This window comes from Flavobacterium erigeronis (assembly GCF_054075165.1).
Map to the genome: position 1 here is coordinate 175,055 of NZ_JBSKGP010000009.1, position 14,492 is coordinate 189,546.

Here is a 14,492-nt window from a genome sequence, read left to right on the forward strand (position 1 = left end):
GATTTAAAATTTTGATGTTTTATGGTTTTAAATTATTATCTAAAGATACCTAAATCTACTTTCAAGGAAAAAATATTAGAATACAATGCTGTGCTTTGATTTCCTAAATCGGTTAGAGCGTAATCAATTTGTATGCCTTTATATCTAAAGCCTAAACCAATATTAGGCTGAAAATTTACTTTTTCGGTATTGTCCAATTGCGTTACATTTTGGAAATTCCCTGCACCTGCGCGTACGAAGACCAAATCGGTATAGCCAAATTCAAACCCTAGAGCTGGGTCTATACTTACTACTTTTGATGAAATAATATCATTCGTCTGCTCAAAACGCATATTTAAATTTGCAGAAGTTACAAGACTGCATTCATTATGAAAGTCAAATCTTTTTGAAACTCCTAATTGTGCTTTTGGCAATGTTATTTCTGTACTTTCTGGCAACTCATTATTTTCTCCTGGAATTGCATTGGCAATTTTAGCATATTCTTCTTCATCAATATTCCAAACGTTGTAAGTTGTGGTAATATCGCGAAGCATTAAACCGAATTTCCAGTTGTTTCTTTCAAACTGAAGTCCGACATCAAATCCAAATCCCCACGAATTGGCAAATTTTCCAATTACCCTTCGAATCACTTTTGCATTAACACCATATTGAAATCCTTCTATAGGAAGTTCTCTCGCATAAGAAAAAGTAAAACCATAATCTGCAGTAGAAAACAATCTGATTCTATTATAATCAATATTTCCTTGACTATCGATTAATTGCGTGGTGTCCATAATATCGTCTACTCCAAAACGAATCATCGAAATTCCCCAAGCACTTCTATCGTCAATCGGACTTGCGTAACCTATGTAATCGTATTGGGCAATATTGGCAAAATAACTGGCGTGCATTAAAGCAATCTGATGATCTTCCAGATTAGTTAAACCTGCCGGATTCCAGTAAACAGAATTTACATCAGTGGTAGAAGCAGTTACGGCACTTGCCATTCCGAGAGCAGCGGCATCGACTCCAATATTCATAAATTCATTCGAATATTTTCGAACGGTTTGTGCATACTGAAAAGTACAACTCCAAAAGAATAAAAACACTAAATATTTCTTCAACGTATATGTTTTTGCAGATCGAGGCCTGTTTTTAAATTTTTACCAAAAATATAATATTTTACTCATCTAATAAGTTCCTTTGCCTAAATATTCCCAAAGTCGTATTTAGAAATAAAAAACTCTCTAAAAAACTCGTTTTGCATCCAGTTATTATGCTAAATTTGTTCTCTGCCATTATCAAAAAATAAAGCTATGAATATTAAAAAGCACATTCCAAACCTAATTACATTAATTAATCTTTTTTGCGGTTGCGTTGCAATTGTTTATGTTTCCGAAAATAATTATCTAATGGCTTTTTATATGGTTTGCTTAGGAATCTTTTTTGATTTCTTCGATGGCTTTTTTGCTAGATTATTTAAAGTTTCAAGTCCGCTTGGTTTGCAATTGGATTCTTTGGCAGATATGGTGACAAGTGGAGTAACTCCTGGATATGTAATGTACAGCATGTTTACCAATAGCGCGCACGAACTAGGGACTCATCCGGCAATTCCGTTTTTAGGATTTATCATCACTTTAGGATCTTGTTATCGTTTGGCTAATTTTAATATCGATACACGCCAGACAGATTCTTTTATCGGACTTCCAACACCAGCAAACGCCTTATTTATTTTAAGTCTTCCTTTGGTTATTTCGTTTTCAGATTCTTTGATGATTTTGGAAATTTTAACTAATCAATGGGTTTTATTGATAATAACAGTATGCAGTGCTTATATTTTGAATGCTGAGATTCCGCTGTTTTCTTTAAAAATTAAAAAATTTAGTTATAAAGAAAACGCGCTTCAAATTGTGTTTTTGATTATTTCTGTATTGATGATTGTTTTGCTTCAATATATTGCAATTCCGTTGATTATTGCTTTTTATGTGCTATTGTCTATTATCAATAATCTGTTTCTGAAAAAGTAATTTTGTTGAATGGCAAGAAAAACGACTTATCGTAAAACATACTCAAGAAAACCCGCTGGGAGATCTTTCTTGAGCAAAGTTTTTCGTTCACTTTTATTGATTTTTTTCGGACTTCTATTCATTGGGATAATTTATCATTATCGCAAAGGACTTGCCTATTATTTAGGTTTTAAAACAGAAAAAGTTCTGGAAGAAGATGAGGTTGATAAACATCTTTCGGATGTGCGAAATATTCGAGTTCTCGAAAATCATAAAGGAAAAGTAATCGGAATTGATGTTTCTGAATTTCAAGGAAAAGTCGATTGGGAAGAAGTTGAAATTTTGGATGAAAAATACCCAGTTCAATTTGTTTTTATCCGTGCCACTGCAGGAAATGACCGTGTTGACAGGCAATTCAAGAGAAATTGGGAGGGTGCGAAAGAGAATAAAATCATGCGCGGTGCTTATCACTATTATCGACCAAACGAAAATTCTATCGAACAAGCCGACCTTTTTATCAAAACAGTGAAATTGCAAAAAGGAGATTTACCACCAGTTTTAGATATCGAAAAATTGCCTAAAAATCAGTCCCTAGATAGTTTGAAAGTGGGATTAAAACGCTGGCTGAATAAAGTAGAAAAACATTATCAAGTTCGCCCAATTATTTATTCGGGAGAAAGATATTATACCGATTTTCTAAAAGAAGAATTTAGCGATTATCTTTTCTGGATCGCCAATTATAATTTCTACAGAGAAAAAATTGAAGACGACTGGCTGTTTTGGCAGTTTACAGAAAAAGCTTCTTTACCAGGAATTGAACACCGAGTTGACGTTAATATTTACAATGGAGATTTAGAGCAATTGCATTTTATTACAGTAGAATAGTGTTCAGTGCTCAGATTTTTAGTGTTCAGTTTTAAACTGATACTAAGGATATTATTTTAAAAGTTGAGATAGCGGAATTAATGCGAGAATTGCAATAAGGATTAAAACCGAGTAAGGATTTGCAAAATTGACTGTCCATCCCATCCATTTTATCTTTTTTGGAGGAAGTAATCTGTCATCTTTTGGATTGTAATAAATGGAGTTGAAAAAATACCAATTCTTTGGATCTTTGTGCCAGTTGTCGTAATCTTCTTGAGTTGGTTTTTCTGTTTTCATCTTTTTAAATTACTTTGAAAAAAAGTATTCAGTGGTCAGTTTTTAAGTAATCAGTACGACTGAACTCTAAAAAACTGACCACTGCTCACTAAAATCAAAACTCCAATTTCTTCTTACGAAGCTCGAAGTTTTGTCCAAGGTAAACGCGACGAACCATTTCGTCTTCTACCAATTCTTCTGGAATTCCTGCTTTAAGAATTCCTCCCTCGAACATTAAATATGTTTTATCAGTGATGGCTAATGTTTCCTGAACGTTGTGGTCGGTAATTAAGATTCCGATATTTTTATTTTTTAATTGCGCTACAATTCTTTGAATATCCTCAACCGCAACAGGGTCAACTCCAGCAAAAGGCTCATCCAATAAAATAAACTTTGGATCGGTTGCCAGTGCGCGTGCAATTTCTGTACGACGACGCTCACCTCCAGAAAGTAAATCGCCTCGGTTGGTGCGAATATGCTCTAAGCTGAATTCTTCAATTAAGCTTTCCATTTTAGCAATTTGCGCTTCTTTAGAAAGTTTAGTCAATTGTAAAACGCTTAGAATATTGTCTTCGATACTTAATTTTCTGAAAACAGAAGCTTCTTGTGCCAAATAACCAATTCCTTGCTGTGCACGTTTGTACATTGGGTAATCGGTAATATTCAAATCGTCAAGATAAATGTTTCCTTGATTTGGTTTTACCAATCCTACAATCATGTAAAAAGACGTTGTTTTTCCAGCTCCATTTGGCCCCAAAAGCCCTACGATTTCTCCTTGATTTACTTCAACGGAAATTCCTTTTACAACACTTCGTCCTTTGTATGTTTTTATTAAATTATCGGCTCTTAGCTTCATTTGTTTAATTAGATAATGTGTCAATTTGATAATGAGATAATTGCTTATCTCTTTGGCAAAATAAGATAAAATAAATTAATCCATTAAATCAATTAACATAACATGTTGAATTATCTAATTGACTAATTATCAAATTATCTAATTACCAGCCTGTTCTTCAAGAGCTTCCCAGAATTCGTAAGCTCTTCTTAAATGAGGAATTACAATTGTTCCGCCAACAAGAGTTGCGATTCCCATTGCTTCCATCATTTCTTCTTTAGAAACACCTTCTTTATAGCTGGTTTCTAAATGGTATTTTACACAGTCGTCACATCTTAAAACGGTAGAAGCAACAAGACCTAAAAGTTCTTTTGTTTTTACATCAAGAGCGCCTTCAGCATAAGCATTGGTGTCAAGATTAAAAATTCGCTTTACAATTTTGTTATTATCAGCAAGCAGTTTTTCGTTCATTTTAGAACGATAGTCGTTAAATTCTTGAACTATATCAGACATTTTCTTTTAATTTATTTCTATAAACAATTTTCGAAATCAGAATACTTACTTCGTAAATAATAAGCATTGGAATTGCAACAATAGTTTGACTTACAACATCTGGAGGTGTTACGATAGCTGCAACAATTAAAATAATTACAACGGCATATTTCCAATATTTTCTTAAAAATTCAGGAGTTACAAGTCCTAATTTAGTTAAGAAATAAATGATGATCGGAAGCTCAAAGAATAATCCACTTGCTAGAACGCTCGTTTTAACCATTCCCATGTAAGACTCAATGGTAAACTGATTTACAACCATTTTACTCACAGAGAAAGTAGCGACGAAGTTCACCGACATCGGAATCACGACAAAGTAACCGAATATAACTCCTAAAAAGAAAAGCATTGAAGAAGAGAAGATAAATAGCTTTGCATTTTTACGCTCTTTCTCATACAACGCTGGACTTATAAATTTCCATACCTCATAAAGAATATAAGGAAAACTTGTGATAAAACCGACCAAAAGACACATCCAAACAAAGATATTGACCTGGCCTTCCATTTCTGTGTTCTGAATTATAAAATTCAATTCGGTAATACAAATGCTGTCAGCAAATCCCAATTGATGAGATAAATCGCAAAACCATACATAAGTAAAAAATGAAGGTTTTGTCGGTGCCAGTATTATTTCGTCAAATAAATAATCACTAAAAAAATACGTCACAATTCCCATTATGATAATTGCAATTGTGCTTCTAACCAATAACCATCTTAATTCTTCAAGATGATCCAAAAATGACATCTCGCCAAGATTTTTCTTTGCCATTATACTATTCCTTCTTTTAAAATGTCATGTAAATGTAAAACTCCTTTGTATTCTCCATTGTCTGCAACGATAAGTTGTGTAATGGAAAAATCTTCTAAAATATTTAATGCGTCAACCGCCATAGTTTCAGACGAAACTACTTTTGGATTTTTAGACATAATATCTCTTGCTGTTAAGTCAGCGATAGAATCTCTGTCGTTAAGCATTCTTCTGATGTCTCCATCCGTAATAATTCCAACAATTTTATTGTCTTCAATTACTGCAGTTACACCTAATCTTTTTTCTGAAATTTCAAAAATTGCTTTTTTAATTGAAGTTTCTGGTGTAACGCTTGGTTTTAAGGAATGCTCGATCATATCTTTTACGCGTAGCAAAAGTTTTTTTCCTAATGCGCCACCTGGGTGATAAACTGCAAAATCTTCAGGTTTAAAATCACGCATTTCCATTAAACAGACTGCAAGAGCGTCTCCCATAACAAGTTGCGCTGTAGTGCTGTTTGTTGGCGCTAGATTAATCGGGCATGCTTCTACTGTAACGGTAGTGTTTAAAACGTAATCTGAGCCTTTTGCTAAAAAAGAAGTTACATTTCCTGTAATAGCGATTAAAGTGTTTCCGAATCTTTTTAACAAAGGAACCAGAACTTTAATTTCAGGGCTGTTTCCACTTTTAGAAATACAGATAATGACATCATCATTTTGTATCATTCCTAAATCGCCATGGATTGCTTCAGCCGCATGCAAAAACATAGAAGGAGTTCCGGTTGAATTAAAAGTGGCAACCATTTTTTGCGCAATGATGGCGCTTTTTCCTATCCCAGTTACGATTAAACGGCCTTTAGTTTTGTATATGTGTTGGACAGCTTCGTAAAAATTTTCGTCCAAAAAATCAATTAGTTTTGTAATTGCTTCACTTTCAGAGAGTATTGTTTTCTTGGCAATCGCCAATATATTTTCTTTTGTGATCAAAACAGAATATTTAAAATTTGTATGTATAAAAGAAAGTTGTATCTTTATGTGTTGCAAATTTATACAAAATACAGTTAATATAGAGAATGAATTCAAATGAAATTGAAATACATAAAGAATTAAAGAAGTATTTCGGCTTTAGCCAATTTAAAGGCTTGCAGGAGCAAGTCATTACGAGTATTTTAGGTAAAACCAATACATTCGTAATTATGCCGACCGGTGGTGGAAAGTCTCTTTGTTACCAATTACCGGCTTTAATTCAAGAAGGAACAGCAATAGTTGTTTCTCCTTTAATTGCTTTGATGAAAAATCAGGTTGACGCAATTCGAAGCCTTTCGTCTGAAAATGGAATTGCACATGTATTAAATTCCTCTCTAACTAAAACGGAAATTGCTCAGGTCAAGAAAGATATCACTTCTGGATTGACCAAACTTTTGTATGTCGCCCCAGAATCATTGACAAAAGAAGAATATGTGGCTTTTTTACAAAGTGTTCCAATTTCTTTTGTTGCCATTGATGAAGCACACTGTATCTCAGAATGGGGACATGACTTTAGGCCAGAGTACAGAAATCTGAGAAACATAATTAAGCAGCTTGGGAAAGTGCCAATTATTGGTCTTACCGCGACAGCAACCCCAAAAGTTCAGGAAGACATCCTGAAAAACCTTGACATGGCTGATGCCAATACTTTTAAGGCCTCATTCAACAGACCGAACTTATATTATGAAGTTCGAACAAAAACAAAAAACATTGAGTCGGATATTATTCGATTTATCAAACAGCATAAAGGCAAATCTGGAATTATTTACTGCTTAAGCCGGAAAAAAGTAGAATCGATTGCCGAAGTTTTACAAGTAAACGGAATCAGTGCTGTTCCGTATCATGCAGGTTTAGATGCTAAAACTCGCGCCAAACATCAGGATATGTTCTTGATGGAAGACGTAGATGTGGTGGTGGCAACCATCGCATTCGGAATGGGAATTGATAAACCAGACGTTCGATTTGTAATTCACCATGATATTCCAAAATCACTAGAAAGTTATTACCAGGAAACGGGTCGCGCAGGACGTGATGGTGGAGAAGGACATTGCTTGGCTTACTACTCTTATAAGGATGTAGAAAAGCTGGAGAAATTTATGTCTGGAAAACCAGTTGCTGAACAAGAAATTGGTTTCGCGCTTTTACAGGAAGTTGTGGCTTACGCCGAAACCTCGATGTCGCGTAGAAAATTCTTGCTGCATTATTTTGGTGAAGAATTTGACAGCGAAAATGGAGAAGGTGCCGATATGGACGATAACGTTCGTAATCCGAAACATAAAGTGGAAGCGAAAGAACAAGTGGTCAAACTACTTGAAATTGTTCGCGATACTAAACATATCTACAAATCAAAAGAAATTGTTTTTACTTTAATTGGCCGTATCAATGCGGTTATTAAAGCGCATAAAACCGATACGCAGCCTTATTTTGGTTCAGGATCTGATCACGACGAGAAATATTGGATGGCATTGTTAAGACAGGTTTTAGTAACTGGACTATTGTCAAAAGATATTGAAACTTACGGTGTGATTAAAATTACACAGGAAGGTTTAGATTTTATCAAAAATCCAGTGTCGTTTATGATGTCTGAAGATCATGAATACACAGAAGCAGACGACGAAACAATTGTAACTGGAGGAAAATCTTCTGGAACTGCAGACGAAGTCTTAACAGGAATGCTACGCGAACTTCGTAAAAAGGTAGCGAAGAAATTAGGAGTTCCACCATTCGTAGTTTTCCAAGATCCTTCTATTGAAGATATGGCTTTAAAATATCCGATAACCATACAAGAATTATATAACATTCATGGTGTTGGTGAAGGAAAGGCTAAAAAATACGGAAGTGAATTTGTGGCTTTAATCAGCCGTTATGTTGAGGACAACGATATTATTCGCCCAGACGATTTAGTAGTAAAATCTACGGGAGTAAATTCTGCCAACAAATTATATATTATTCAGAATATTGATAGAAAACTTCCGTTAAGTGATATCGCTTCCGCGAAAGGACTAACGATGGATGCGCTGATCAAAGAAATGGAACAGATCGTATATTCTGGAACAAAATTAAACATCAAATATTGGCTAGACGATATTTTGGATGACGATCAACAGGAAGAAATTCACGATTACTTCATGGAATCAGAATCGGATAAAATAGAAGATGCTCTTAAAGAATTTGATGGCGATTACGATATTGACGAATTGCGTTTAATGCGTATTAAGTTTATTAGCGAGGTCGCAAATTAATAAAGTATTCAGTGGTCAGTTTTTTAGTGTTCAGTATTCTCTGCAAACTAAAAAACTGACTATTTTATTTGTGAGTTTTACTGAACACTAAAAAACTGATTACTGACCACTATAAACTTCCCCTCGATGCGGTTTCAAAGCATCTCTTACCTGAATCATATTTTGTTCTTCGACAACCATAAAGGCTGTTGCGTGCATATCGTTTACAATTGAAAAGCCAGTTATATTTAAAGGCAGTTTTTCAATAGCTATATATTCTTTCAAATGAATTTCATGATGTTCGGCAGTTTTAGCAGAAGCAGGTCCGCGGAAATCCCAGATTAATTTTATTTTTCTAGACATTTTTTTTAAAGGTGCAAAGGTTCAAAGAGACAAAGGTACAAAGTATTTTTTTTTAAAGGTTCTAAGGTTCTGAGATGCTAAGGTTCTAAGGTTTTTTCTGTAGAGAAGCACTGTAGTGCGTCTAACGTATTGTGGATGTCCGTTGTGTAGACGCACTGTGGTGCGTCTCTACGATATGCTTTGTCTAAAAGAAATCTTTTTAATCCAAATAATCTGTGGCTAAAAAATAAACAGCAATGATTTTAAAACGATAAAATCTGCGTGCAAATTTTACACTAAATATAAAATCTCATTTCAAAATAGTACTTTTGCATGTTCTTTTCATAGAAAGAAAAGCTAATAGAATAAAAACACAAAAATGCCTAAAGAACTTTTACTTCAAGTTACACCAGAAATTGCTGCAAACGAATCATTGCTAAAAGACCATTTGTCTAAGCAAATCAAAGTTTCGGTACAAGAAATTCAGCATGTTTCGATTTTAAAACGCTCTATCGACGCACGTCAGAAAGCGATTAAAATCAATTTGAAAGTTCTTATTTATGTAAAAGGCGAACCTTTCCAAGAAACTAAAATTGATCTGCCTATATATAAGGATGTTTCCAATGCGCAAGAAGTAATTGTAGTTGGAGCAGGTCCAGCCGGACTTTTTGCCGCTTTGCAATTAATTGAATTAGGTTTAAAACCGATTGTTTTAGAACGTGGAAAAGACGTTCGCGGCCGCCGACGTGATTTAAAAGCAATCAATCGTGAGCATATTGTAAACGAAGATTCGAATTATTGTTTTGGCGAAGGAGGGGCAGGAACGTACTCTGACGGAAAGTTATATACGCGTTCTAAAAAACGTGGAGACGTTACGAGAATTTTAGAGCTTTTAGTGGCTTTTGGAGCCTCAGAAGATATTTTGGTAGAAGCGCATCCGCATATCGGGACAAACAAACTTCCTAAAATTATTGAAGACATCAGAAATAAGATTAGAGAGTTTGGCGGTCAAGTTTTATTCGAAACTCGTGTCGATGATATTTTAGTTAAGAATAACGAAGTTGAGGGAATCGTAACGCAGAACGGAGATAAAATTCACGCCAACAAATTGATCTTGGCAACTGGACATTCGGCGCGTGATATTTTTGAATTATTAGATAAAAAGAAAATTTTAATAGAAGCAAAACCTTTTGCTTTGGGAGTTCGTGCAGAACATGCTCAGGAATTAATTGACAGCATTCAATATAGCTGTGATTTCCGTGGAGAGCATTTGCCACCAGCACCCTATTCAATCGTAAAACAAGTTAACGGCCGTGGAATGTACTCATTCTGTATGTGCCCGGGAGGTGTAATTGCGCCTTGTGCTACAAGTCCGGGAGAAGTGGTTACCAACGGTTGGTCGCCTTCAAAGCGAGATCAGTCAACAGCAAATTCTGGAATTGTGGTCGAATTGAAACTGGAAGATTTTAAACCTTTTGCTAAATTCGGCGCTTTGGCTGGAATGGAATTTCAAAAAAGCATCGAACAAAAAGCTTGGCATTTGGCGGGAGAGACTCAAAAAGTTCCAGCTCAGCGAATGATCGATTTTACAAAAAGCAAAGTTTCAGCAGATATTCCAAAAACTTCTTATGTTCCGGGAACGACTTCGGTTGAATTAGGGCAGGTTTTTCCAGGGTTTTTAACTCAGATTATGCGTCAGGGATTTCAGGATTTTGGAAAATCAATGCGCGGTTATTTAACAAATGAAGCAATTCTGCATGCGCCAGAAAGCAGAACATCGTCGCCAGTAAGAATTCCGAGAGATCCGATGACTTTAGAGCATTTGCAAATCAAAGGTTTATATCCTTGCGGAGAGGGTGCAGGTTATGCGGGCGGAATTATTTCTGCTGCAATTGATGGTGAAAAATGTGCCTTAATGATCGCGGAATCCTTGAAATAATTGGCTTCGGGTTTTTTGGTCTGGTAAAGATTGTTATCTTAGTATTCTGATTTTAATAGAATATTCCCCCAAAGATGACCATACAAGAAATCGAAAAAAAATACAAATTTGAATACCCTTTTCTATACAAGCAATTAGATGCCGATGGTATGCTAGATGTTGGAGAATATGGCCCAAATTGGTATACAGATGTCTATCCTACTTTAAAAGACAATCCGCCTTTGCTTTTGCATTCGTATGATTTTGAATCGCTGAATTTAAAATCTGTTGCAGAAGAAATCGAAGAGCTTCAAGATCCCGAAGATTATCGAAATATTAATCCAGAATTTAAATTTATTCCGTTTGCTAAAAGTGGAGGTGGCGACCATTATTGTTTTTTCTTAAACGAAGAAAATAATGGGGACGTGCCAATCGTGTTTGTTTGGCACGACATGAATGAAGTGAATTATCTGGCAAAAAATCTTCAAGATTTTATCTTTAAAGTTTTGTTGATCGATATGTCTAAACAAGACGTGTACAATCAACTGACAGATGAAGAATTTAGAAGTGATATCGAATCGGTATTTAAATCACATAAAAAATATCTTACTGATCGGCAAAATCAAATTTTATCAGCTATTCTAAAACGAGATATTGTCGATTATGAAATCAATGTTTCACCAAAAATAGTAGAATCGGCGAGAGGATTATTGACAGATCACGAACTGGAATCGATTGTCAATGAGGTAATTCCCTTTGATAAAATGAATCAAAGTTTTAAATATTCTATCGATTAGTTTTAATATAAAATATTTCTCATGAGCTTTTTCTCCAATTTATTTAATAGAAACAACGACCCGAAATCGATAATTTCTTTTGATGTTATTGATCCTATTTACTCTTATTTATATAATGAGCAGTCGAGTCTTGAATTTAAAATGAAAGGAATTCAAGAAGATGTCATGGTGAATTTATATTACTTTCCGGGTTCGTTGGATCATGAAGAAGGAAATGCAGAAATTAAAAAAGCAGGCTTTAATAATGCTTATGAAGTTTTGAATGAACTTTATAAAAAAATGAATATTGCGACTCTTTCTGATGAAATGATGCAAGAAGGTTTGGAGTATGATTTTATACATATTCAGTTTTATTGTGAGCCAACTCCAGAAGAAAAAAAGTTCTTTAAACGTTCTATAAAAAACTTTGTAATCTTTTTTTGCTGTACGAATAGTTTAGAAATAAACGATTTTAAAATGTTGTATTCCGGAAGACATTTCTTTGATTATACCCAAGGATTACTGGAAAGTGAGGTTATAGATGTAAATAATCCGAAGAATGAAAGTGAAGCAATCGGAGTTCGAGATTTTAAATTGGTTTTGCAAGGAATCTGCCAATATTTAAATATTGAAATTCCTAAAACGGTTGAACTTCCTTCAAATGAAGATTTATTAACGAGTGAAGAAGCGACAGAAAAAACTTTTCAGGAATTTATAAAATTGGTTTCAAGAGGAAATATTGAAGATAAAGAACTGAAAAAAGAAGCTAAAAAGCTTTTTAAAAACTACCAGAAAGAAGCCAAAGAGTATCACAATATTGTTGAAGGTCATTTTGCTTTTTTTGAAAGTATCGATGCTTGGAACAGCGACTGGAAATTTGATCCTGAAGATGCAGTATACTTTATTTCGGAATTAATTGGAGAAGATTTTACTTTCGATTATCCCGAAGAAACGTATAGTCATGATTTGTTTCCATACATTCAATCGGCATTAGAAAAACACGATCTTGAATTAATGACATACGACACGTACGGAGATAATTATTTGTTTTTTGTCGCCAACAAAGATGAAGTAGAAAGAATCTTAGAATTATCAGAATTGACGAAAATAGAAGTAAATCAGTTATAAAAAGAAACCCATTATTAAACATAATGGGTTTCTTTTTTAGTTTTTGATTTCACTTGTTGTAGCAGCATTTTCAGTATTGCAATTTGTATTATAAAATTTTACAACATCGTAAACTTTATCTTTTTTATATTCTTTATTATTGATCTTTTCTACAAGAATCGGACAATCTTCAAAGAATTTAGAAGCTACTTTTTTAAAGTTTTTGCCAAAGCCACCGATAGTGCTAATAGAAATGACTTCAAATTCTTCTCCGTGTGCAACATAATATTCTTCAATTGAGCTTGAATACATATTAGTTCCTCCAAAACCATTAGTTCCGAAGCCAGTGGGAGTCATCGAAGGAACGAAGATAAGACCTGAATTATCATATTTGTATAAAGAAACATTCCCTTCAATGAGAACTTTTAGCCATTTATGAAACCCATCGATCTCTTTTTTGTATTTGAAAACTTGAGAAACACCATCTTTTTCGATAACTATTTTATCAATTATCATCGGATCATAATCGGTACTTTTTGCATCTTCGTTTAATTTGAATTTAATAAAATTGTCACTTTTTATTTTTCCCAGACCAGTAACAGAAGTATTATCGTCAAAATAAATTGTACAGGTCAGTTTTTGTGATTGAGCAGAACAAAAGATTAGGCAAAAAATAAGTAATAAAAAATAGTTTTTTGGTTTATTCATCATTAGAGAAAAGATTAATTTTTGGTTTCAAATCTAAGGAATTAAAATAATTTTTCCTGTGCTTTTTCTGCTTTCTAAAAAGTCGTGTGCCAGTTTTCCTTCTGATAATTTGAAAGAAGTCGGTTCTGAAAGTTTGATTTTTCCTTCTGTGATCCAACTGAATAATTGCGTTGCTCTTTTAATTCTTTCTTCTTTAGAATTCAAATAACTCCACAAATCGCCTCCAGTTAAAGTTTTAGAACCGTCCATTAGCATTCTTGGGTCTACAGGTTCAGGATCGCCGCCCGCCATTCCGAAGAAAACCACTTGTCCGCATTCTTTAGTCACTTCAAAGCTGTCTTTTAAAGTGCTTCCGATACTGTCGTAAACTGCATCAACACCATTAGGAACAACTTTAAAAACTTCCGATTTCCAATCGTCATTATAAAGAAAAACATGATCAGTACCTTGTTCGAATCCGATTTTCGCTTTTTCGGGTGATGAGGTTAATCCAATAACAGTTGCACCCAAAAGCTTGCTAATCTGAGTAAGTATTTGTCCAACTCCTCCAGCAACTGCGTGTATTAAAACAGTTTCTCCTTTTGCAGTTTTGTGACTGTCTGTAGCTAAATAATGTGCCGTTAAACCTTGAAGTAAAACAGAAGCTGCGGTTTCAAAAGAAATGCTTTCAGACAATCGAATAATGTGGTTTACATTAACCGCTACCAATTCTGCATTGGCAAACGGAGCATCGGCAAAAGCCACACGATCTCCGACTTTATATTCGGAGTGATTATTTGCATCAACAACAATTCCTGCGCCTTCATAACCTGCAATAAAAGGCGGATTTCCTTTTAAATGATAATTTCCCTTACGTCTGTAAACATCAGCAAAATTCAGTCCTATGGCTTTCATCTCGATTAAAATTTCGTCGCTTTTTAAAACGGGATTTGGGATTTCTATATATTCTAAAACATCAGAATTTCCAAAAGTGGAAAAAGTAAGTGCTTTCATTTTAAATAATTTTAGAATGTAAAGTTCGGTAAAAAATCAAAAGAAAAAGCCTCAAAATATTGAGGCTTGATTAAAATTATATGCCACAGATTAAAAGGATTAAAATGATTTTTAAAATCTGTAAAAATAAAGTTTGCCACG

General features: G+C 34.3%; 15 protein-coding genes. 6 read left to right on the top strand and 9 right to left on the bottom strand.

From position 1 onward, the window contains the following. Positions 1–35 precede the first annotated feature (35 nt). On the bottom strand, positions 36–1,103 hold the full coding sequence (locus ACWA1F_RS18110; RefSeq protein ID WP_456895684.1) for a putative type IX sorting system protein PorV2: 1,068 nt from the start codon (positions 1,101–1,103) through the stop codon (positions 36–38). A gap of 192 nt (positions 1,104–1,295) precedes the next feature. Here ACWA1F_RS18110 and ACWA1F_RS18115 point away from each other — a divergent pair, with 192 nt between their 5' ends. Then, a complete protein-coding gene (locus tag ACWA1F_RS18115; protein ID WP_456895686.1) occupies positions 1,296–2,006 on the top strand; it encodes a CDP-alcohol phosphatidyltransferase family protein in 711 nt (236 codons plus the stop codon). A 9-nt stretch (positions 2,007–2,015) separates the two neighbouring features. Then, positions 2,016–2,870: a glycoside hydrolase family 25 protein gene (locus ACWA1F_RS18120; RefSeq protein WP_456895688.1), complete on the top strand. Its 855-nt coding sequence runs from the start codon at positions 2,016–2,018 to the stop codon at positions 2,868–2,870. A gap of 51 nt (positions 2,871–2,921) precedes the next feature. Here the strand turns inward: ACWA1F_RS18120 and ACWA1F_RS18125 are convergent, their stop codons facing one another. From ACWA1F_RS18125 to ACWA1F_RS18145, 5 genes are all read right to left on the bottom strand, one after another. Next, positions 2,922–3,146 carry a DUF5808 domain-containing protein gene (locus ACWA1F_RS18125; protein ID WP_456895690.1) on the bottom strand — a complete coding sequence of 75 codons (225 nt, stop codon included), beginning with the start codon at positions 3,144–3,146 and terminating at the stop codon, positions 2,922–2,924. Positions 3,147–3,240: 94 nt separating this feature from the next. Further along, positions 3,241–3,981 carry an LPS export ABC transporter ATP-binding protein gene (gene lptB, locus ACWA1F_RS18130; protein WP_031455966.1) on the bottom strand — a complete coding sequence of 247 codons (741 nt, stop codon included), beginning with the start codon at positions 3,979–3,981 and terminating at the stop codon, positions 3,241–3,243. Positions 3,982–4,119: 138 nt separating this feature from the next. Further along, positions 4,120–4,473 carry a carboxymuconolactone decarboxylase family protein gene (locus ACWA1F_RS18135; RefSeq protein ID WP_306157973.1) on the bottom strand — a complete coding sequence of 118 codons (354 nt, stop codon included), beginning with the start codon at positions 4,471–4,473 and terminating at the stop codon, positions 4,120–4,122. Beyond that, on the bottom strand, positions 4,466–5,281 hold the full coding sequence (gene tatC / locus ACWA1F_RS18140; RefSeq protein ID WP_306157970.1) for a twin-arginine translocase subunit TatC: 816 nt from the start codon (positions 5,279–5,281) through the stop codon (positions 4,466–4,468). The genes ACWA1F_RS18135 and tatC overlap by 8 nt, the downstream gene beginning before the upstream one ends. After that, a complete protein-coding gene (locus tag ACWA1F_RS18145) occupies positions 5,281–6,246 on the bottom strand; it encodes a KpsF/GutQ family sugar-phosphate isomerase (protein ID WP_456895693.1) in 966 nt (321 codons plus the stop codon). Before ACWA1F_RS18145 ends, tatC begins: the two co-directional genes overlap by 1 nt. A gap of 86 nt (positions 6,247–6,332) precedes the next feature. On the opposite strand from ACWA1F_RS18145, the gene recQ reads away from it, so the two are divergent. Then, positions 6,333–8,528: a DNA helicase RecQ gene (gene recQ, locus ACWA1F_RS18150; protein WP_456895695.1), complete on the top strand. Its 2,196-nt coding sequence runs from the start codon at positions 6,333–6,335 to the stop codon at positions 8,526–8,528. A 99-nt stretch (positions 8,529–8,627) separates the two neighbouring features. Here recQ and ACWA1F_RS18155 read toward each other — a convergent pair whose 3' ends face one another. Beyond that, complete coding sequence (locus ACWA1F_RS18155; RefSeq protein ID WP_456895697.1) at positions 8,628–8,870, bottom strand: hypothetical protein; 243 nt, start codon at positions 8,868–8,870, stop codon at positions 8,628–8,630. A 358-nt stretch (positions 8,871–9,228) separates the two neighbouring features. On the opposite strand from ACWA1F_RS18155, the gene ACWA1F_RS18160 reads away from it, so the two are divergent. From ACWA1F_RS18160 to ACWA1F_RS18170, 3 genes are all read left to right on the top strand, one after another. Next, on the top strand, positions 9,229–10,788 hold the full coding sequence (locus ACWA1F_RS18160; RefSeq protein ID WP_456895699.1) for an NAD(P)/FAD-dependent oxidoreductase: 1,560 nt from the start codon (positions 9,229–9,231) through the stop codon (positions 10,786–10,788). Between the two features lie 74 nt (positions 10,789–10,862). After that, positions 10,863–11,564: an SMI1/KNR4 family protein gene (locus ACWA1F_RS18165; RefSeq protein WP_456895701.1), complete on the top strand. Its 702-nt coding sequence runs from the start codon at positions 10,863–10,865 to the stop codon at positions 11,562–11,564. A gap of 21 nt (positions 11,565–11,585) precedes the next feature. Beyond that, a complete protein-coding gene (locus ACWA1F_RS18170) occupies positions 11,586–12,671 on the top strand; it encodes a DUF6630 family protein (protein ID WP_456895703.1) in 1,086 nt (361 codons plus the stop codon). 36 nt (positions 12,672–12,707) lie between these two features. On the opposite strand, the gene ACWA1F_RS18175 is transcribed toward ACWA1F_RS18170, so the two are convergent. After that, positions 12,708–13,361 carry a hypothetical protein gene (locus ACWA1F_RS18175; protein WP_306157954.1) on the bottom strand — a complete coding sequence of 218 codons (654 nt, stop codon included), beginning with the start codon at positions 13,359–13,361 and terminating at the stop codon, positions 12,708–12,710. Between the two features lie 30 nt (positions 13,362–13,391). Continuing rightward, on the bottom strand, positions 13,392–14,351 hold the full coding sequence (locus ACWA1F_RS18180; RefSeq protein WP_456895705.1) for a quinone oxidoreductase family protein: 960 nt from the start codon (positions 14,349–14,351) through the stop codon (positions 13,392–13,394). Between the last annotated feature and the right edge of the window lie 141 nt (positions 14,352–14,492).

Coding starts and splice junctions, on each gene's coding strand:
- ACWA1F_RS18115 (WP_456895686.1), top strand. CDS start 1,296: ATGAATATTAAAAAGCACATTCCAAACCTAATTACATTAATTAATCTT.
- ACWA1F_RS18120 (WP_456895688.1), top strand. CDS start 2,016: ATGGCAAGAAAAACGACTTATCGTAAAACATACTCAAGAAAACCCGCT.
- ACWA1F_RS18125 (WP_456895690.1), bottom strand. CDS start 3,146: ATGAAAACAGAAAAACCAACTCAAGAAGATTACGACAACTGGCACAAA.
- lptB (WP_031455966.1), bottom strand. CDS start 3,981: ATGAAGCTAAGAGCCGATAATTTAATAAAAACATACAAAGGACGAAGT.
- ACWA1F_RS18135 (WP_306157973.1), bottom strand. CDS start 4,473: ATGTCTGATATAGTTCAAGAATTTAACGACTATCGTTCTAAAATGAAC.
- tatC (WP_306157970.1), bottom strand. CDS start 5,281: ATGGCAAAGAAAAATCTTGGCGAGATGTCATTTTTGGATCATCTTGAA.
- recQ (WP_456895695.1), top strand. CDS start 6,333: ATGAATTCAAATGAAATTGAAATACATAAAGAATTAAAGAAGTATTTC.
- ACWA1F_RS18155 (WP_456895697.1), bottom strand. CDS start 8,870: ATGTCTAGAAAAATAAAATTAATCTGGGATTTCCGCGGACCTGCTTCT.
- ACWA1F_RS18160 (WP_456895699.1), top strand. CDS start 9,229: ATGCCTAAAGAACTTTTACTTCAAGTTACACCAGAAATTGCTGCAAAC.
- ACWA1F_RS18165 (WP_456895701.1), top strand. CDS start 10,863: ATGACCATACAAGAAATCGAAAAAAAATACAAATTTGAATACCCTTTT.
- ACWA1F_RS18170 (WP_456895703.1), top strand. CDS start 11,586: ATGAGCTTTTTCTCCAATTTATTTAATAGAAACAACGACCCGAAATCG.
- ACWA1F_RS18175 (WP_306157954.1), bottom strand. CDS start 13,361: ATGATGAATAAACCAAAAAACTATTTTTTATTACTTATTTTTTGCCTA.
- ACWA1F_RS18180 (WP_456895705.1), bottom strand. CDS start 14,351: ATGAAAGCACTTACTTTTTCCACTTTTGGAAATTCTGATGTTTTAGAA.